The organism is Hansschlegelia plantiphila (assembly GCF_027922265.1).
Classification (GTDB): Bacteria; Pseudomonadota; Alphaproteobacteria; order Rhizobiales; family Methylopilaceae; genus Methylopila; species Methylopila plantiphila.
Genome location: NZ_BSFI01000001.1, coordinates 149,995 through 168,831 on the forward strand (window position 1 = coordinate 149,995; position 18,837 = coordinate 168,831).

At 67.2% G+C, this 18,837-nt stretch carries 15 protein-coding genes and 1 tRNA gene; 15 read left to right on the forward strand and 1 reads right to left on the reverse strand.

Annotated features, from left to right (window positions below; genetic code table 11):
* The first annotated feature begins 209 nt into the window (after positions 1–209).
* The 7 genes from PKE75_RS00710 (at position 210) to PKE75_RS00740 (ending at position 9,322) form a co-directional block, all read left to right on the forward strand.
* Positions 210–959: a sulfotransferase family 2 domain-containing protein gene (locus PKE75_RS00710; RefSeq protein ID WP_271166767.1), complete on the forward strand. Its 750-nt coding sequence runs from the start codon at positions 210–212 to the stop codon at positions 957–959.
* 243 nt (positions 960–1,202) lie between these two features.
* Positions 1,203–1,952 carry an electron transfer flavoprotein subunit beta/FixA family protein gene (locus PKE75_RS00715; RefSeq protein ID WP_271166768.1) on the forward strand — a complete coding sequence of 250 codons (750 nt, stop codon included), beginning with the start codon at positions 1,203–1,205 and terminating at the stop codon, positions 1,950–1,952.
* A gap of 2 nt (positions 1,953–1,954) precedes the next feature.
* The gene (locus PKE75_RS00720) at positions 1,955–2,899 is read left to right on the forward strand and encodes an electron transfer flavoprotein subunit alpha/FixB family protein (RefSeq protein ID WP_271166769.1); all 945 of its coding nucleotides are present in this window, start codon (positions 1,955–1,957) and stop codon (positions 2,897–2,899) included.
* A 129-nt stretch (positions 2,900–3,028) separates the two neighbouring features.
* Positions 3,029–3,910 (forward strand): 3-hydroxybutyryl-CoA dehydrogenase, encoded by an 882-nt coding sequence (locus PKE75_RS00725; protein ID WP_271166770.1) that lies wholly within the window; start codon positions 3,029–3,031, stop codon positions 3,908–3,910.
* Between the two features lie 363 nt (positions 3,911–4,273).
* Complete coding sequence (locus PKE75_RS00730) at positions 4,274–6,532, forward strand: DNA translocase FtsK (protein ID WP_271166771.1); 2,259 nt, start codon at positions 4,274–4,276, stop codon at positions 6,530–6,532.
* Positions 6,533–6,723: 191 nt separating this feature from the next.
* Positions 6,724–7,521: an SDR family oxidoreductase gene (locus PKE75_RS00735; RefSeq protein ID WP_271166772.1), complete on the forward strand. Its 798-nt coding sequence runs from the start codon at positions 6,724–6,726 to the stop codon at positions 7,519–7,521.
* Positions 7,514–9,322, forward strand: coding sequence for a glycoside hydrolase family 15 protein (locus PKE75_RS00740; RefSeq protein WP_271166773.1), 1,809 nt, complete (start codon positions 7,514–7,516; stop codon positions 9,320–9,322). Before PKE75_RS00735 ends, PKE75_RS00740 begins: the two co-directional genes overlap by 8 nt.
* A 132-nt stretch (positions 9,323–9,454) precedes the next feature.
* Here PKE75_RS00740 and PKE75_RS00745 read toward each other — a convergent pair whose 3' ends face one another.
* Complete coding sequence (locus tag PKE75_RS00745; RefSeq protein WP_271166774.1) at positions 9,455–9,745, reverse strand: YggT family protein; 291 nt, start codon at positions 9,743–9,745, stop codon at positions 9,455–9,457.
* Positions 9,746–9,905: 160 nt separating this feature from the next.
* On the opposite strand from PKE75_RS00745, the gene PKE75_RS00750 reads away from it, so the two are divergent.
* The 8 genes from PKE75_RS00750 (at position 9,906) to PKE75_RS00785 (ending at position 18,809) form a co-directional block, all read left to right on the forward strand.
* Positions 9,906–9,981: transfer RNA gene (locus PKE75_RS00750), tRNA-Ala, on the forward strand.
* 453 nt (positions 9,982–10,434) lie between these two features.
* A complete protein-coding gene (locus PKE75_RS00755) occupies positions 10,435–12,831 on the forward strand; it encodes a membrane-bound PQQ-dependent dehydrogenase, glucose/quinate/shikimate family (RefSeq protein WP_271166775.1) in 2,397 nt (798 codons plus the stop codon).
* Positions 12,832–13,207: 376 nt separating this feature from the next.
* Positions 13,208–13,360, forward strand: a complete 153-nt coding sequence (locus tag PKE75_RS00760; protein ID WP_271166776.1) for a hypothetical protein — start codon at positions 13,208–13,210, stop codon at positions 13,358–13,360.
* A 10-nt stretch (positions 13,361–13,370) separates the two neighbouring features.
* Positions 13,371–14,147, forward strand: a complete 777-nt coding sequence (locus PKE75_RS00765) for an ABC transporter permease (RefSeq protein ID WP_271166777.1) — start codon at positions 13,371–13,373, stop codon at positions 14,145–14,147.
* A 53-nt stretch (positions 14,148–14,200) separates the two neighbouring features.
* Positions 14,201–15,190, forward strand: coding sequence for an ABC transporter substrate-binding protein (locus PKE75_RS00770; protein WP_271166778.1), 990 nt, complete (start codon positions 14,201–14,203; stop codon positions 15,188–15,190).
* A 25-nt stretch (positions 15,191–15,215) separates the two neighbouring features.
* Positions 15,216–16,040, forward strand: coding sequence for an ABC transporter ATP-binding protein (locus PKE75_RS00775; RefSeq protein WP_271166779.1), 825 nt, complete (start codon positions 15,216–15,218; stop codon positions 16,038–16,040).
* 44 nt (positions 16,041–16,084) lie between these two features.
* Positions 16,085–17,761: a carbon-nitrogen hydrolase family protein gene (locus PKE75_RS00780; protein ID WP_271166780.1), complete on the forward strand. Its 1,677-nt coding sequence runs from the start codon at positions 16,085–16,087 to the stop codon at positions 17,759–17,761.
* Positions 17,762–17,864: 103 nt separating this feature from the next.
* A complete protein-coding gene (locus tag PKE75_RS00785; RefSeq protein ID WP_271166781.1) occupies positions 17,865–18,809 on the forward strand; it encodes a LysR family transcriptional regulator in 945 nt (314 codons plus the stop codon).
* Positions 18,810–18,837: the final 28 nt, after the last annotated feature.

Consider the following 18,837-nt stretch of genomic DNA (forward strand, 5'->3'; position numbering starts at 1 on the left):
CGCCGGCGCCAGCATCGCCGGCGCGCCTCATGCATCTCCAAGCAGCTCGCCATCGTTTCCGCGCACGCCTCAGCCTCGCCGCAGCCCATCGCCGCGTCGTCCCCCGAGACACACGAAGAAACAAAACGTCACCCAGTCGTCGCAGAAAGAGATCTACTCAAGCGATTATTTGTGTAATCCATAGGCGACTGGGGGACTCCACGAGAGCTATGATCATCTCGTACAGGCACGGCTTCACCTTTCTGCACTGTCCGAAGACCGCCGGCAGTTCGGTGAACATGTACCTCGCGCCGCATCTCGGCCCGCTCGACATCATGCTCGGGGCCCGGCAGGAGCGGCGCAGGCACGGCGTCCGTCCGAACATGCGCGCCCGGCTGGACGCCCTGCGCGCCGGTCGCGCTTCGGGGCTCGCCGCGGTTCTCGGCGCGCATGGCGACGCATCGGACCGCGTCCTGAGGCTCCAGGAGAAGCGCTACCTGCGCCATTTCGGGCCGACGATCGACCATCCGAACGCGAGTCAGATCCGGGCGTTCGACGAGCGCGCCTGGGACCGCCACTTCAAGTTCAGCTTCGTGCGCAACCCCTACGCACGACTGGTCTCGATGTACTTCTATCTGACCCGCAAGACGCCGGAGACGCGCGAGCCCTTCCCCTTGTTCCTGCAGCGGCTGATCGCGGGCGAGGGCGCGCTCGCCCGGTGGCGGCATCTCATCGACCAGTGGCCGATCTACGCCATCGAGGACCGGCTCGCAGTCGATTTCGTCGGGCGCTACGAACGCCTGAGCGAGGACTTCCGGGTGATCTGCGGCGAGCTCGGGATCCCGCAGGGCGACCTGCCGCACGCCAACGCCGGCTTGCGCTACGATTTCCGCGACCTCTACGATTCCGACTCCCGCGCGCGGGTCGGGCAGGTCTGCGGGCGAGAGATCGAGCACTTCGAATACTGCTTCCACAGCTAGCGCCCCGGCCGCCTCCCCGCGCCGGCGGGTTCGGCGACGACCGCTCCGACCCGCCGCCCGGCATAGACCTTTTGTCTGCGCGGCTCGTGGCTTGCGAGCGTTGACTTGCCGCGCGCGGGGCCCCTAGTGTCCGCCGCGCTCGCCGCCTGCGCCCGCAGGCGCTTCGACGCCGCCTTCGCGCGACGCGGGTCTCTCTGCCCGCGTCCTTGTTCGCGATCAGCCCTTACGAGGTGGGAAGACCCGATGAAGGTACTGGTGCCGGTCAAGAGAGTGGTCGACTACAACGTCAAGATCCGCGTCAGGGCGGATGGCTCGGGCGTCGAGCTCGCCAACGTCAAGATGTCGATGAACCCGTTCGACGAGATCGCCGTCGAGGAGGCGCTTCGGCTCAAGGAGGCCGGCACGGCGACCGAGATCGTGATCGTCTCGATCGGACCCGCGCAGGCCGCCGAGACCATCCGCACCGGCCTCGCGATGGGCGGCGACCGCGGCGTTCTGGTCAAGACCGACGGCCCGACCGAGCCGCTCGCCGTCGCCAAGATCCTCGCCAAGATCGTCGAGGAGGAGAAGCCCGGCCTCGTCATCCTGGGCAAGCAGGCGATCGACGACGACTGCAACCAGACCGGCCAGATGTTGGCCGCGCTGCTCGGCTGGCCGCAAGGCACCTTCGCGTCGAAGGTCTCGCCCGAGGGCGATGGCCTGACGGTCACGCGCGAGGTCGACGGCGGCCTGCAGACGGTGGCGCTCAAGCTCCCGGCGATCGTCACCACCGACCTGCGCCTCAACGAGCCGCGCTACGCCTCGCTGCCGAACATCATGAAGGCGAAGAAGAAGCCGCTCGACGAGAAATCGGCGGCCGACCTCGGCGTCGACGTCGCCCCGCGGCTGCAGGTCCTCAAGACCGTCGAGCCCGCCAAGCGCCAGGCCGGCGCGAAGGTCGGATCGGTCGCGGAACTCGTGGACAAGCTCAAGTCCGAAGCGGGAGTGATTTGACCATGGCGACCCTGCTCCTCGCCGACCACCACGAAGACCATCTCGGCGACGCCACCGCCAAGGCGCTGACCGCGGCCATCCAGATCGGCGGCCCCGTCCATATCCTCGTCGCCGGAACCTCGCCGAAGGGCGCCGCGGCCGAAGCCGCCAGACTCGAAGGCGTCGAGAAGGTCCTGGTCGCCTCGGGCGAGATCTACGGCCACGGCCTCGCCGAGCCCTTCGCCGAGCTGCTCGTCGGCCTGATGGGGGCCTACGACGCGCTGGTCGCCTCGTCCTCGACGACGGGCAAGAACATCCTGCCGCGGGTCGCGGCGCTGCTCGACGTGATGCAGATCTCCGACATCTCCAAGGTCGACGGCCCCGACACCTTCGAACGGCCGGTCTACGCCGGAAACGCGATCCAGACGGTGAAGTCGACCGACGCCAAGAAGATCGTCACGGTGCGCACCGCGGCCTTCGCGGCCACCGGCGAAGGCGGCTCGGCCGCCGTCGAGGACATCTCGGCCGCGGGCGACCCCGGCCTGTCGCGCTTCGTCGGCGAGGAGCTCACCCGCTCCGACCGGCCGGAGCTCGGCTCCGCCAAGATCATCGTCTCCGGGGGCCGCGCGCTGGGCTCGGCGGAGAAGTTCAAGGAAGTGATCGAACCGCTCGCCGACCAGCTCGGCGCCGCGATCGGCGCGAGCCGCGCCGCGGTCGACGCCGGCTACGCCCCGAACGACCAGCAGGTCGGCCAGACCGGCAAGGTGGTCGCTCCCGACCTCTACGTCGCGCTCGGCATCTCCGGCGCGATCCAGCATCTCGCCGGCATGAAGGACAGCAAGGTGATCGTCGCGATCAACAAGGACGACGAGGCGCCGATCTTCCAGGTCGCCGATTACGGCCTGGTCGCGGACCTGTTCACCGCCGTTCCCGAGCTGATCAGCGAGCTGGCGAAGACCAGGAAGTGAGCGGCGCTCCCTTGGCATGCCAGACTTTGGTAGCAGGCCTCGGCACTGGCTTTGTGCGGCGCGGCAATTAAGATCGCCGCCCGCGCGACAGGGGTCGGCGCGGCACTCAGGGACGGTCGGACGAGCAACATGCCGATGGAAATTCTGAAGATCGGCGTCATCGGCGCGGGCCAGATGGGCAGCGGCATCGCGCATGTCTGCTCGCTCGCGGGCCTCGACATCACGCTCAACGACCTGACCAAGGAGCGCGCCCAGGCCGGCCTCGCGCTGATCGACTCCAATCTGCAGCGACAGACCGGCAAGGGCGCGATCACCGAGGACGACCGCAAGGCGGCGCTCGGCCGGATCACCCTGTCAGACAGCTACAAGTCGCTCGCCGACTGCGACCTCGTCATCGAGGCCGCGACCGAGGACGAGCAGATCAAGCGCAAGATCTACTCCGAGCTCTGCCCGGCGCTGAAGCCCGAGGCGATGGTGGCGACCAACACCTCGTCGATCTCGATCACGCGGCTCGCGGCCTCGACCGACCGGCCGGAGCGCTTCATCGGCATCCACTTCATGAACCCGGTGCCGCTGATGCAGCTCGTCGAGCTGATCCGCGGGATCGCGACCGAGGACGAAACCTTCGACGCCGCCAAGCAGCTGATCAGCCGGCTCGGCAAGACGGTGGCGGTGTCCGAGGACTTCCCCGCCTTCATGGTCAACCGCATCCTGCTGCCGATGATCAACGAGGCGATCTACACGCTGTACGAGGGCGTAGGCTCGGTCGACGCCATCGACACCGCGATGCGGCTCGGCGCCAACCATCCGATGGGACCGCTGCAGCTCGCGGATTTCATCGGGCTCGACACCTGCCTCTCGGTCATGCAGGTGCTTCACGACGGACTGGCGGACTCCAAATACCGCCCCTGCCCCCTGCTGGTGAAATATGTCGAGGCCGGCTGGCTCGGCCGGAAGACCCAGCGCGGCTTCTACGACTACCGCGGCGAGCACCCGGTCCCGACCCGCTGACGATCCGGCCCCGCCGGCCGCATCCCGCCCGGATGAACTCACGAAGGCGCTGACCCAGGCCGGCGTCGGCGTCGCGGTCGACAAGACCGCCTGAGATCATTTCCTTCATCGTCAGGACGACCGGCTGCGCGAGCGGCCCGGTTTCGTCGCGCGTCCTTCCATCCGCGGGGAGGGGTCGCCAAGCGCGGCGCCGCGCTCGGCGCCTGTGGACGCCCGCGGCTCCACCGCGTCGGGTCCACCCTTCGTTAACGCTGATCTTCCTTAACTGGTGCGACGAGGGCGGCGGCGATCCCGCCCCGAGAACGGGATTCTGTAGCGATGCGTTTTTCCGGACGGCCACCTGCTTCCGAGGACGCCGACGCCATGTCGGCTGGTTTTCAGGAGCCGCGGCGCCCTGCCCCTCCCGCCGTGCGTTCGGTGCGCACGCCCGACCGCGTGCTGCGCGAGCGCCGCGCGGCCGAATCATCAGCCGAGCCGATCGCGGCGCAGGCCGTCTCCGCCCGCGACGTCTCGTCGATCCCGAGCTGGCTGCGGCCGTTCGCGAGCGGCCCCAACACCCGCTTCACCCGCACCCCGGACAACATCCTCCGCGGCCGACACCGCCTGCCGTCGATCCCCGAGGCCGCCCAGCCGATGGAGCCCGAGGTCGCGGCCGAAGCGATGTCGCACATGACCTTCGCGGGCGAGGCCCGGATCGCCGGCGAAGCGCCGAACACCATCCGCCGTCTGGCTAACGCGATCCGGGTGGGCGGCCCCTCCGCGCCGCCGAGGGCCGAGATCCAGGACAACCGCCGCGACGCCTCCCCAGCCCCCGAGACGCCGGACGCGACCAGCGTCGGCTCGATGATGACGGGCTCGCTCGGCCAGCCGTTCTCGAGCTTCGCGCCCGTGACCTACCGCACCACCTTCGGCTGGTCGGCGCCCGAAACCGCAGCGCCCCCCGCCCCGGCGCGCGCGCCTGCCGCGCCGCCGCCCGCCGCGCCTGCCGTCGCCCGCGAATCCGCGCCGCAACCCGTGGCGGCGCCGGCCGCCGCTCCCGCGCCGGCCCCCGTCGCGCCGAAGCCCGCGGCGCGGCCGGCGCCCCGGCCCGCCTTCGCCGAATACGAGCTGCCGCCGCTGGAGCTGCTGTCGGAACCCGCGACGACGGAGCCGAGCGCAGACCTCTCCGAGGAGGCGCTCGAGAAGAACTCCGTGAAGCTGCAGCAGACGCTGCAGGACTTCGGCGTGCGCGGCGAGATCATCGACGCCAATCCGGGCCCGGTCGTCACGCTCTACGAGCTCGAACCCGCGCCCGGCGTGAAGTCGAGCCGCGTGATCGCGCTCGCCTCAGACATCGCACGCTCGATGAGCGCGAAGTCGGCCCGCGTCGCCGTGGTCGAGGGCCGCAACGTCATCGGCATCGAGCTGCCGAACGTGACCCGCGAGACGGTGTTCCTGCGCGAGCTGCTGGAGAGCCCAGCCTTCGTCGCCACGCAGCACAAGCTGCCGGTGTGCCTCGGCAAGACGATCGGCGGCGAGCCGGTGATCGCGGACCTCGCGAAGATGCCCCATCTGCTGGTCGCCGGCACCACCGGCTCGGGCAAGTCGGTCGCGATCAACACCATGATCCTGTCGCTGCTCTACATGCACGCGCCGGAGAAATGCCGGCTGATCATGGTCGACCCGAAGATGCTGGAGCTCTCGGTCTATGAGGGCATCCCGCATCTGCTGACCCCCGTCGTCACCGACCCGAAGAAGGCGGTGATCGCGCTGAAATGGGCGGTCCGCGAGATGGAGGACCGCTACCGCAAGATGTCGAAGCTCGGCGTCCGCAACATCGACGGCTTCAACACGCGGGCCGCCGAAGCCACCGCGCGCGGCGAGACCATCACCCGGCAGGTCCAGACCGGCTTCGACCGCGAGACCGGCCAGCCGACCTACGAAGACGAGGTGATGGACCTGACGGCCCTGCCCTACATCGTCGTGATCGTCGACGAGATGGCCGACCTGATGATGGTCGCCGGCAAGGACATCGAAGGCGCGATCCAGCGCCTCGCCCAGATGGCGCGCGCCGCCGGCATCCACATCATCATGGCGACGCAGCGGCCCTCGGTCGACGTCATCACCGGCACCATCAAGGCGAACTTCCCGACCCGGATCTCCTTCCAGGTCACATCCAAGATCGACAGCCGCACGATCCTCGGCGAGATGGGCGCCGAGCAGCTGCTCGGCCAGGGCGACATGCTGCACATGCAGGGCGGCGGCCGCATCACCCGCGTCCACGGACCGTTCGTCTCCGACGCCGAGGTCGAGAAGGTCGTCGACCATCTCAAGCTGCAGGGCCGGCCGGAATATCTTGAGGCCGTCACGGCGGACGACGAGGAGGCGCCCCAGGGCGACGAAGGCGAGCCGGAGGACGCCGCCGTGTTCGACGCCGGCTCCTTCGGCGAGGACCCCGGCGACGCCTACGACCAGGCGGTCGCCGTCGTGCTGCGCGACCGCAAGGCCTCGACCAGCTACATCCAGCGCCGGCTGCAGATCGGCTACAACCGCGCGGCCTCCATCATGGAGCGGATGGAGAAGGAGGGCATCGTCGGCCAGCCCAACCACGCCGGAAAGCGAGAGATCTTCCGGGGCGGGTGACGCCCTTCGTCGTGGTCCGATCGAGCCGGACCACCCATCCCGGTCGTCGAGCTCCACGTCGACGATGGGTCCTCCGGTCAAGCCGGAGGACGACGGCGCTGGCGCCCCTTCCTGCGGCAAAAGCTCCGGGCCGCTGAACGCTTCCCGCCTACGGTCGTTTCGCAACCTGCGGGACCAGAGGCGGCGCGTTCATGCGGATCTCACTCGACGGCCAGACGGCGCTGGTGACGGGCGCGAGCTCGGGCATCGGCCGGGCGGTGGCGGAAGGCATGGCGGCGGCGGGCGCCAAGGTCGTGGTGAACTACCACTCGCAGCCGGACGCGGCCGACGAGGTCGTCGCCGCGATCGAGGAGGCCGGCGGCGAGGCCTTCGCGGTCGGCGCCGACGTGTCGGATGAAAGCGAACTCCAGGCGATGTTCGCCGCATGCGTCGAGCGCTACGGCGCAATCGACGTCGTCGTCGCCAACGCCGGGATGCAGAAGGATTCCGCGGCCGCCGAGATGACGCTCGACGACTGGCGCGCGGTGATCGACGTCAATCTCACCGGCCAGTTCCTGTGCGCCCGCGCCGCGATCCGGCAGTTCCGCGGACAGGGCCGGCGGGACGTCTCCAGGGCGCTCGGCAAGCTGATTTGCATGAGCTCGGTCCACGAGGTCATCCCCTGGGCGGGCCACGTCAACTACGCGGCCTCCAAGGGCGGGATCGCGATGATGATGAAGACGCTCGCCCAGGAGGTCGCGGAGGAGGGAATCCGCGTGAACGGGATCGCCCCGGGCGCGATCCGCACCGCCATCAACGAAGAGGAGACCCAAGGGGACGCGGCGAAGCAGCTGCTGAAGCTGATCCCCTATGGTCGAATCGGCGTCGCCGAGGACGTCGCGAACGCGGCCGTGTGGCTGGCGTCCGATCTTGCGGACTATGTGGTCGGCGCCACGATCTTCGTCGACGGCGGCATGGCGCTCTATCCCGAGTTCCGCGGGAATGGCTGAGGCGCGCCGGCGCAAGGGCTCCGTCGCGATCGAGGACCATGCGCTGATCGGCGACATGGCGACGGCGGCGCTGGTCTCGCGCGAGGGCGCGATCGACTTCCTGTGCTGGCCGCGCTTCGACAGTCCGACGGTGTTCGCCTCGCTGCTCGATCCCGAGAAGGGCGGCGAGTTCAGCATCAGCCCGAGGCTGCGCGACGCCCGCACGCTGCAGATCTATCTGCCCGACACCAACGTCATCCAGACGCGCTGGCTGTCGGAGGACGGCAGCGCGGAAGTGACCGACGTCATGCGCCCGGTGCGCGGCGACGACGGCGGCGAGCCCCATATCCTGCGCCGGGTCGAGGCGACCCGCGGCGAGGTGCGGTTCGACGTCGCCTGCAGGCCGCGCTTCGACTACGCCCGCGCCGAGGGCGCGGCGAAGAAGAGCGGCCGCGCGATCGTGTTCACATCGCCCCACGCGACGCTCAGGCTGTCCTCGGACGTCGCGCTCAAGCGCGAGGGCTGCGACGCGGTCGCGAGCTTCGTGCTGAAGAAGGGCGAGGTCGCCTGGTTCGTGCTCGACGGCGGCGAGGACGACGCGCCGCTCGGCGACGACGCGCAAGGCGCGCTCGATTCCGCCATCGGCTGGTGGCGGCGCTGGGCCGCGCAGTCGACCTACAAGGGCCGCTGGCGCGAGACCGTGATGCGCTCCGCTCTCGCGCTCAAGCTGATGACCTCGCGCGATTACGGCTCGATCGTCGCGGCGCCGACCTTCGGCCTCCCGGAGGCCCCGGGCGGCGAACGCAACTGGGACTACCGCGCGACCTGGATCCGCGACGCCTCGTTCACCGTCTACGCGTTCATGCGGCTCGGCTTCCGCGACGAGGCGATCGACTTCATGGGCTGGACCGCGAAGCGGCTGGAGGAGAACGAGGGCGCGCTCGCGATCATGTACACGCTAGACGGCGCGCGCCAACCGGACGAGGTCGAGCTCGACCACCTCTCGGGCTATCGCGGCGCGCGTCCGGTGCGCGTCGGAAACGCCGCGGTCCGCCAGATCCAGCTCGACATCTTCGGCGAGCTGCTCGACGCGGCCTATCTCAGCGACAAATACGGGCGCGCGATGTCGGCGGACGGCTGGAACGCCACGCGCGCGATCGTCGAACATGTCTGCGAGCACTGGCGGGAGCCGGACGCCGGCATCTGGGAGATGCGTTGCGAGCCGCGTGAGTTCCTGCATTCGAGGCTGATGTGCTGGGTCGCGATCGACCGGGCGCTCAGGCTCGCCGACAAGCGCTCGCTGCCCTGCCCCCGCGTGCGCTGGATGGAGGCGCGCGACGCGATCCATGACGACATCTGGGAGACGTTCTTCGACGCCGAGCTCGGCCATTTCGTCGAGAGCCGCGGTTCGCGCGAGGTCGACGGGTCGATGCTGCTGATGCCGCTGGTGCGCTTCGTCGGCGCGAGCGACCCGAAGTGGCTGGCGACGCTCGACGAGATCGCGCTCAAGCTAGCCGACGACTCGCTCGTGTTCCGCTACCGCTCGGACGACGGGCTGACGGGCCGGGAGGGCGCCTTCACGGCGTGTTCGTTCTGGTATGTCGAGTGCCTCGCCCGCGCCGAGCGCCTGGACGAAGCCCGCATGGCGTTCGAGAAGGTGCTGAACTACGCCAACCATTTGGGGCTGTTCGCCGAGGAGATCGGCATGGACGGCGGCCATCTCGGCAACTTCCCGCAGGCGCTGACGCACCTCGCGCTGATCAGCGCGGCCTATTTCCTCGACCGCGAGCTCTCCGGCGACCGCACGACCTGGCGGCCGTGAGGCTAGGGCGGCGGCCACGCCGTCATGCCGGCGAAGCCGGGTATCCACGACTTGGGCCCTAGACCGCGTCGCCTCAGGGAAGTGGTGGACACCCGCGAAGGCGCGGGCGTGACGGTCTGGAAAGGTGCGCGTTCAGAACACGTTGGGATAGAGGTAGAGCACGATCACCCGCTCGATCAGGAAGATGATCAGCAGCAGGATGATCGGCGAGATGTCGATCCCGCCCATATAGGGCAGCAGGTTGCGGATCGGCCGGAGCAGCGGCTCCGTCACGCGGAACAGGAAGTCCCAGATCGCCGACACCACGCTGTTGCGGGTGTTCACGACGTTGAAGGCGATCAGCCAGGACAGGATCGCGGAGGCGATCAGCAGCCACGTATAGAGCTGCAGGGCGAGCAGGACGACGTCGAGAAGCGCGCGCATGCGTCGTGAAGGCCTTCGTGGCGGGGAAGCTGTTCGGCTTCCGAGACATACCGGGCGTTCGACGCCGGAGCAAGGCGCGCGGTCCGCAGCCCCGAACGCCGCCCGTCGTTCGCCTTGACAGTCCCCGGCCGCGCCACCTAAATGCGCGCCTTCGGGATGCGGGGCCGTAGCTCAGATGGGAGAGCGCTGCAATCGCACTGCAGAGGTCAGGGGTTCGATTCCCCTCGGCTCCACCAGCCCGAACTCTTGGAAGATCTGAGAGTTCGCGGTTAGCATCCTAGGCCTCCAAGACAGCCAGAAAAGTCAGTCCGTCACAACGCGGTCGCAGCGGGCCGGGCATTGCCTGGCGTCAATTCGCTAGCGCGGGTCACGCGCGGAGCATGCCGAGCTATACCGGGGTCGCCTTGGCCTGCGGCGGCCGTTGGCGGCGGTGCGGATAGGGCGCATCGCTCCCGGCTTCACCTGATTATATGACATGGCTCCGCAGCGCTGAGCGGGTGTCCGACCTCATTGACCCCGTCGGGCGACAGGACTACCCCTTCACCTTCAGCATCATCCAGTTGTTACAATTAGAATGCTGAGAAAATCTGAGAGTTGAACGGCAGGATTTGTTGGCCTGATCGCTGTTCATTTGTCGAAGATATTATAATCCAGCCGCGCCAGGCGGTCTGGAGTTGAGGGCGTTCGCGATGGCGACTGAAAATGAAGCCGCTTCAATCGGCGGGATTCGCAAATTCTTCCTGCGATTGTTCGGTCTGGCGCTGCTCGCGATCGGGCTCGCGCTCGCGGTCGGCGGCGTCAAGCTGGCCTGGCTCGGCGGCAGTCCCTATTACGTCGTCATCGGCGTCATCCTCGCGATTTCGGGCGTTCTGGCTCTGCTGGGCCGGGTCGCGGGCCTTCATCTCTATCTCGCCGCCTTCGCGATAACGTTCGTCTGGTCGCTGTGGGAAGCCGGCTTCGACGCCTGGGCGCTCATCCCGCGGCTCGTCGGCCCCTTCATCCTGCTCGCGATCGCCCTGCTGATCATGCCGGCTCGGCTCAAGAGCGGCTCCGAGAGCCGACGCGGACCGCTCGCGATCGCCGCCCTCGCCTGCCTCGCCATTCTGGTCGTCGGCGTGCCGCTTTCGGCCCGGGGCCCCGCGGTCGGCGCGCTGCCGCCCGTCCAGCAGGACGCGGCCTATTTCGCAGATTCCACCAAGCCCGCCGCGCAGGACTGGCCGTCCTGGGGCGGCGGCGGGGGCCAGCGGTTCTCGGATCTGAAGCAGATAACGCCGCAGAACGTCAGCCAGCTGAAGCCCGCCTGGGTCTATCACACCGGCGACATCGCCAAGAATTACGGCAACGAGCTGACGCCGCTGAAGATCGGCGACACGATCTACGGCTGCAGCTCCATCCACGCCGCCTTCGCGCTCGACGCCGCGACCGGCAAGCAGAAATGGCGCTTCGACCCGAAGTCGCCGGCCGAATATTCGCCGCCGAACTCCGCGTGTCGCGGCGTCGCCTATTTCCACAATCCGCAGGCGACGAGCGGCGCGGCCTGCGAGAACCGGATCATCTGGGGCTCCTGGGACGCCAAGATCTTCGCGGTCGACGCCGCCAACGGCGAGCCTTGCCAGGACTTCGGCCAAGGCGGTCACATCGACCTGACCCAGGGGCTCGGCGAGATCGTGCCGACCATGGTGTCGGTGACGTCTGCGCCGACCATCGTGCACGGCGTCGTCGTGACCAGCCAGCAGATCCGCGACGGCGAGCGGCGGCAGGCGCCGTCGGGCGTCGTCCGCGGCTGGGACGCCGTCACGGGCGAGCTGAAATGGGCCTGGGACATGAACCAGCCCGACATCGCCAAGCTGCCGCCCGAGGGCGAGACCTATTCCAAGGGGTCGCCCAACGTCTGGTCGACCGCTGTCGGCGACGAAAATCTGGGCCTCGTCTATCTGCCGGTCGCCAACCCCGCGGGCGACTATATGAGCGGCGGCCGCACCGAGGCCGAGCGCACATACGGCTCGTCCGTCACCGCGGTCGACGTCGAGACCGGCAAGCCCCGCTGGGTCCATCAGTTCGTCAAGAACGACGTGTGGGACTACGACGTCCCCGCGCAGCCGTCCCTCGTCGAGTTCCCGACCGCGAACGGCAAGGTCCCGGCGCTTATCCAGACCACCAAGATGGGCGACATCTTCGTGCTGGACCGCCGCACGGGCGACCTGCTCAGCAAGGTCGAGGACGCGCCGGCGCCGCAGGGCGGCGTTGAGCCGGAGGAGCGCGCGAAGACGCAGCAGCGCTCGCTCTACAACAGCACGCTCCCGGCTGATCTGACGGAGAGCAAGATGTGGGGCATGTCGCCGATCGACCAGATGCTCTGCCGCATCCAGTTCCGCGAGGCGGACTACCACGGCCTGTTCACCCCGCCCTCGGGAACCAAGCCCTACATCATGGCGCCCGGCAACAATGGCGGCTCGGACTGGGGCTCGCTCTCGGTCGACGTCCGGCGCGGCGTGATCGTCGCGAACTACAACATCTTCACCAGCTACATGAAGCTCGTGCCGCGCGCCGAGGACGACGCGATGGGCGTCTACCCGATCGGCGATCCCCGCTCGAAAATGCCTCGGCCGGGCTTCAACCGCCCCGCCGGCGACCAGCCCTACGGCGTCAGCCCCAATCAGGGCTGGCAGATGCCGACCGGGTTGCTGTGCACGCAGCCTCCCTATGGCGGCATCCGCGCGATCGACCTCGCGACCGGCAAGACGCTCTGGGATCACCCCTTCGGCACGGCCGAGCGCAACGGTCCCTTCGGCGTCCCCTCGCACCTGCCCTTCCAGATCGGCACGCCGAACAATGGCGGGGCGGTCACCACCGCAAGCGGGCTGATCTTCGTGGCCGCCACGACCGACGACCATATCCGGGCGATCGATCTCGCGAGCGGCGACACGCTGTGGCAGGACGACCTGCCTGCGGGCGGACAGTCCGCGCCGATCACCTACGAGCAGGACGGCAAGCAGTATGTCGTGATCATGGCCGGCGGACACCACAGCATGTTGACGCCCGCCGGCGACGAACTCGTCGCATACGCCTTACAAGACGGAAAGTGACGGCGGGAGGGAGTTCGACCTTACGGGCCGGCCTCCCTCCCTCCAATCGTGCGGCGATGGCTGCGCGCAAAAGGCGTCTGCTTCACAAGGGGGAGACGCGGTCTTCGTGAGGAAGGCGCTGGCTTCGCCTTGAAACGCGCGAAGTCGACTTTGCCGACCCTGGGGCGGCAGATCGTGCGCGCCGCCCTCGCCGATCTTCCTGACGCCCGCTTCGCGCCCCGAAGCGGACCCCCGGGTCCGTTGTCGTAAGGCGGACGCAGCGCCGTCGCCCTCGGCGAGACAGCGCGCTTGGCGCGACGCCCTCGACCGACGGCCGGCCAGCGGAACGGGAAACGATCCCGTACGAGCCCGTTTCAAACGAACGCCTAACGGCGTCATGGCTGGCAATTTCGCCGCCTTCGACCGACCTCGCGATCATAAAAATGCATTTGTGCACAGTGCGGTGCACAACTGGTTCTTTCTTGGCGGTGGAACACCGCGCCATATTCAACACGACAAATCGATGGGCCTGACCGAGACCACCCTGTGAAGGGAAATACATGACCAGCTCCGAAACCAGATCATTGGTTCGATCGATCGCTCAAAAAGCTATCGGTCCGTCCTTACTGATCATGATTTGGTGGGCGGTGTATACGGGCGGCTTAATCAATAGAGACTTACTGCCGTCCCCGATCACGACGATCAGTAAGACCGTCAGTCAGATCTTGTCTGGAGCGTTGAACGAAGACTTCAACAGCACGCTGTGGCGTGTCGCATGTTCGATCGCAATCGCGGTCGTCGCCGGCGTGCCCATCGGCATCGTCCTTGGCGCGAAGGCTTCGGTCTATCGGTCGGTGGAGTTCCTCATCGACTTCTTCCGGTCCACGCCGGCGACGGCGATGTTCCCGCTCTTCCTGCTGCTCTTCGGCCTCGGCGACGCCGCCAAGATCGCCGTCGCGGCTTTCGCGGCCTGGCTGGTGATCGTATTCAACGTCGCATACGGCGTTCTGAACGCGCGGCGCACCCGCATTCTGGCCGCGCAGTCGATGGGCGCGTCATTGCCCATGATCTTCTTTGACGTGATCTTCTTCGAGACGTTGCCACAGATCTTTGTCGGTCTACGCAACGCCGTATCGATCGCGCTCGTGGTCATCATAGTCGCGGAGATGTTCATCGGCGCGACCGACGGGTTGGGCCATCGCATCATAGACGCCCAGATCTCCTACGAACTGCCCGACATGTACGGCTCAATCCTTGTCGCGGGAGCGATGGGCTACGGGCTGAATCTGCTCATCCTGCTGCTCGAAAGCAGGCTCGTTCACTGGTCCGGACGGTGACGCCCGTCATCGCTCAGTCGAAGAGCTTTTCCCACGCCCGAAGAGGTCCCGTCATGCGCTTCATCGCTTCCGTCGCCCTAGCCGGCGTCGCGCTGGTCGCCTCCGGCGCTCCGTCATCGGCGTGCGAGCGCATGGAGAAGGTCACGGCGGCCTTCCTGCCGATCATGCAGACCACCGCCTATTACGTCGCGCTCGAAGAGAAGCTTTTCGAGAAGGCCTGCATCGAAATCGAGTCCACGAAGATGGAGTCGCCGAACTACATCATCGACGCTTTGGTGTCGGGCCGCGCGGACTTCGGCCCTCCCGGAGCCGCCGCCGGCATCGCGATGATCGCGGAGCAGAAATTTCCGGGCACCTTCAAGGTGTTCGGCCTTCAGGGCGGCGGCATTAAGGTCGACCGCATCAACGACGGCCTGATCGTGAAGCCCGGCAGCGCGATTTCGAGCTTCGCCGACCTGAAGGGCAAGACGCTCGGCCATGTGCCCGGCATCCAGTGGCGCACCATCGCGCGGCACATGGTGCGCGAGGCCGGGCTCGATCCCGACAAGGACGTGAAGCTCGTCGACCTCGCCGTCGCGATGCAGATTCCGGCGATCGCCGGCGGCACGGCCGACGCGACGCTGTCGCTCGAACCCGTCGGCTCGATCGCAACGGCTTCCGGTAAGGCCAAACGCGCCATGACGAACCCCGTCGAAGGCGTGATCGCAGACCCGTTCTATTCGGGCGCTTCGCTCATCACCACGAAGTTCCTGAAGGAACGACCAGCAGTGGCGAAGAAGGTCGTCGAGATCATCGACCAGGCGACCGATCTCGTGAACGCTGACTTTACGAAATACAAGGCGGTTCTGCCGAAATACACGGCCATCCGCGAAGATCAAATTCCATTCGTGGCCCAGCCCTTTCTGCGCGGGTTCAAGGACTTGAACGATACGGACATCGCCTCCTATCAGGCGCTGGTCGACGTGTTCGCGAGGGAAGGCGTGCTGTCCGCGCCCGTCGACGTCCGCGTCAAGATGCTGACCTCCGCCGATCTCGGCAGTTGAAGAAACTCCGCAGGGAGCGACCGTCTTGGCATCGATACATGCGTTCAGGAACGCTCCCGCACCGGGCGAGCCCTCGACCGGGCGGCGGCGGGCCGGCAAGCTCGCCATCCGCGGCCTGTCGAAGAGCTTCGGAGGCTCCGTCGTCTACGACGACTTCAATCTCGAGCTGCCGCTCGGCTCCTTCATTTCGATCTTCGGGCCAAACGGGTGCGGCAAGAGCACCCTGATCAACATGATCTCGGGCCTTGCGCCGATGGACGCCGGCGACGCGCTCTATGACGGCCGCACCACGCGCGAAACGAAGATCTCCTATGTCTTCCAGAACTACCGGGAAGCGCTGTTCCCGTGGATGCGGGCGATCGACAACATCGAGTATCCGCTCAAGGTCATGGGGACGCCGAAGGCCGAGCGCCGCCGGCGGGTCGAGGCGGTCGTCGCGGAATTCGACGTGAAGTTCGATCTCGCCGCCTACCCCTATGCGCTGTCCGGCGGCCAGCAGCAGACGATTTCGATCCTGCGCGCGCTGGTGACCGAGCCCGAGGTGCTGTTTCTCGACGAGCCGTTCTCGGCGCTCGACTATGAGATGACTCTGCTGATGCGCCAGCAGCTCCAGAAAATCTTCATGAAGCGGCGCATCACCACGCTTCTCGTGTCGCATGACCTGGAGGAGGCGATCGAGCTCGCGGAAAAACTCGTTCTGCTGACCCGGCGCCCGACCCGGGTGGCCGAGATCGTCGACGTCGACCTGCCGTGGCCGCGCGACAGCTTGGTCACGACGTCGGAAGCCTTCATCGCGCTCAAGCGCCGATGCCTCGAAACGTTCTGGCGTGAGGTCAAGGCCGCGCCCTAGCTGAGCTCGGTCCCTGCGCGACCGGCCAAAAGAAGGAAAAGCCAATGACGAAGCGACGCTTTCGCGCCGCGGCGGTGCAGACGCTCGCGCGCCTCGGCGATTACGACCACAACATTGCGCTCGCGACCCGATACGTCGATGAAGCGGTCCGGCAGGGCGCCGAACTCATCGTCTTCCCCGAATGCATGGACACGGGCTACCTCTTCGATTCGCCCGATCACGCGCGCGAACTCGCCCAAACCGTCGTCGACGGGCCTTTTGTGAAGGCGCTTTCGGCGCTCGCGGCCAGGCATGGCGTGTACATCGCGAGCGGCGTGACCGAATGGGATCCCGAGAAGAAGAAGATCTTCAACTCCGGCGTCATGTTCGACCGCAAGGGCGCGCTCGCCTGCCACTACCACAAGCAGTTTCTGGCGACGCACGATCAGAACTGGTTCTCTTTCGGCGAGCGCGGCTGCCCGGTGGTCGACACCGATCTCGGCCGCATCGGCCTGTTGATCTGCTTCGACGGCCGCATACCGGAGATCTTCCGGGCGATGGCGCTTCAGGGCGCAGAGATCATCGTCGACATGGCCAACTTCTTCGCTATGGACCAGGCGGACATGTGGGGGCCGGCGCGCGCCTACGAGAACGGCGTCTGGCTGGTCGCGGCCACCAAGGCCGGATATGAGCGCTCGATCTACTATCCCGGCGGCAGCATGATCGTGGATCCGAAGGGACGGGTCGCGGCGAAGGTCCCGTATGACGTTCACGGCCTCGCCGTCGCCGACGTCGATCCGGAGATGGCGGCCGACAAGACGATCTATGCGGCCGACGACAAGATCGCCGGACGGCGGCCCGAGACCTATGGCGCGCTCGCCCTGCCGTACGAGCAGACGCCGGTCTGCGGGCTGGCGGACCAGCCCCTGATCCCGTCGCGCAGCGTCACGAAGGTCGCGGCCGTCCAGATGCACATGACGGCCGACGCGCCGAACGCCGACGCCGTGTTCGAAATGGTCGACGACACCGCCAAGCTCGGCGTGAAAGTGCTGGCCCTGCCGGAATACGCGTTTTCGCCGACCTGGCTGCCGAACGCCGAGGAAGCCCGGGCGCAGGCGGCGGCGACCCCTGCGATCCTGACGCGCCTGTCGGCGACCGCCTCCCTCTACGGCTGCCTCATAGCGGCGCCCGTGATCGAGCGCGAAGACGACAGACTGTTCGTCTCGACGGTCCTGATCGGACCGGATGGCGCCCGGATCGGCGTCTATCGCAAGACCCATCTGACGGCCGAAGAGAAGACATGGGCGAGTGCGGGGGATTCCTACCCGGTCTTCGACACGCCCTTCGGCCACATCGGCGTGATGTCGGGCTTCGACGCCGTCTTCCCCGAGACGTCGCGCTGCCTCGGCGTCGGCGCCGCGGACATCGTGCTGTGGCCAGCGGCCCTGCGCGAACCCTTCGAGCGCGAATTGCTCGCCGTGCCCCGCGCGGAAGACAACCGCGTGGCGCTCGTGCTCGCAAACCGTGTCGACAGCCCCTACCCGGGCGGCAGCGTGGTCATTCCGCCGAACGGCTTTCCGATGTGGGACATCAATGTCGCGGCGCCTCGCTCATTCAAGCTCGGGGCGGTCATGCCCCGCCATGTGGATCTCGCCGTCTGCCGCCAGAAGATGATGATCCCCAAGGTCGACATGTTCGCGAACCGCCTGACCGAAACCTATGCGCCTCTCATCGCCGCGTAAAACATCCGCCGCGCGGGAGCCGGCGGCTCCGGCTTCCGGGATGCCGGAGGCCCTCACATCGGCTAGGCTCCTGCACATCGCGGTCGGCGACGGAGCGCATCGGATGAGCGAGGCGAGGACGCCGCCACGCTACGACTGGAACGACATCGTCTATTTCCTCGCTGTCGCCCGTCACAAAAATCTCGGTCGCGCCGCGAAGGCGCTCAAGGTCGACCACACGACGGTCGGCCGAAGGGTCCGCGAGCTTGAAAGAAGCCTCGGCGCAAACCTCTTCAAGCGCAGCCGGACGGGCTTCGCCCTTACCGAGATGGGAAGCCGGCTTCTCCGTCACGCGGAAGGAATGGAGAACCAGGCGAATGCGCTGACGGAATGCCTCGGCGTTGGCGAAGACGCCGGCGGCGCCGTCCGCATCGCGACGATGGAAGGGATCGGGAGCCTCTACCTCACCCCGAGGCTCTACGCCTTCCGCAAGCAGTATCCTGGCGTGCAGGTCGAACTCATCACCGACACCCGCACGCTCGACCTGACGCGGCGCGAAGCCGAAGTGTTCGTCACATTCTTCCGCCCTGGGGGCCGTAGCCTTCAGACTCACAAAGCCGGAGAATTTCGCGTCTCTCTTTATGCGGCCGAGGCCTATTTCGCAGACCGGGCGCGGCCATGTTCGATCCGCGACCTGGATGAACACGACTTCATCGATTTCATCGACGAGTACGTCCACGTGCGCGAGAACCGATGGCTCTCCGACGTCTTCAGGCCGGCGAATGTCGGCTTTCGAAGCACGAGCTTGATCGCGCAATACGCCGCCGTCTCCTCGGGGCAAGGCATAGCGATGCTTCCGAGCTTCGTGGCTGCGCAGAACCCGGCGCTGGTGCCGGTCCTCCCGGAATTATCGACGATGCGGGACGTTTGGCTGTCCGCGCATGACGACCTCGTTCACGTCGCGCGCGTTAAAGCAGTTCTGGGCTTCCTACAGAAGATGATCACGAACGACGGCGCGTTTCTGCGCGGGGAGCGCTCAGCACCCGACCATTCATCCTGGGGTGGATGACCGGCGGCGATTCCTGAGGGCGCCGCCA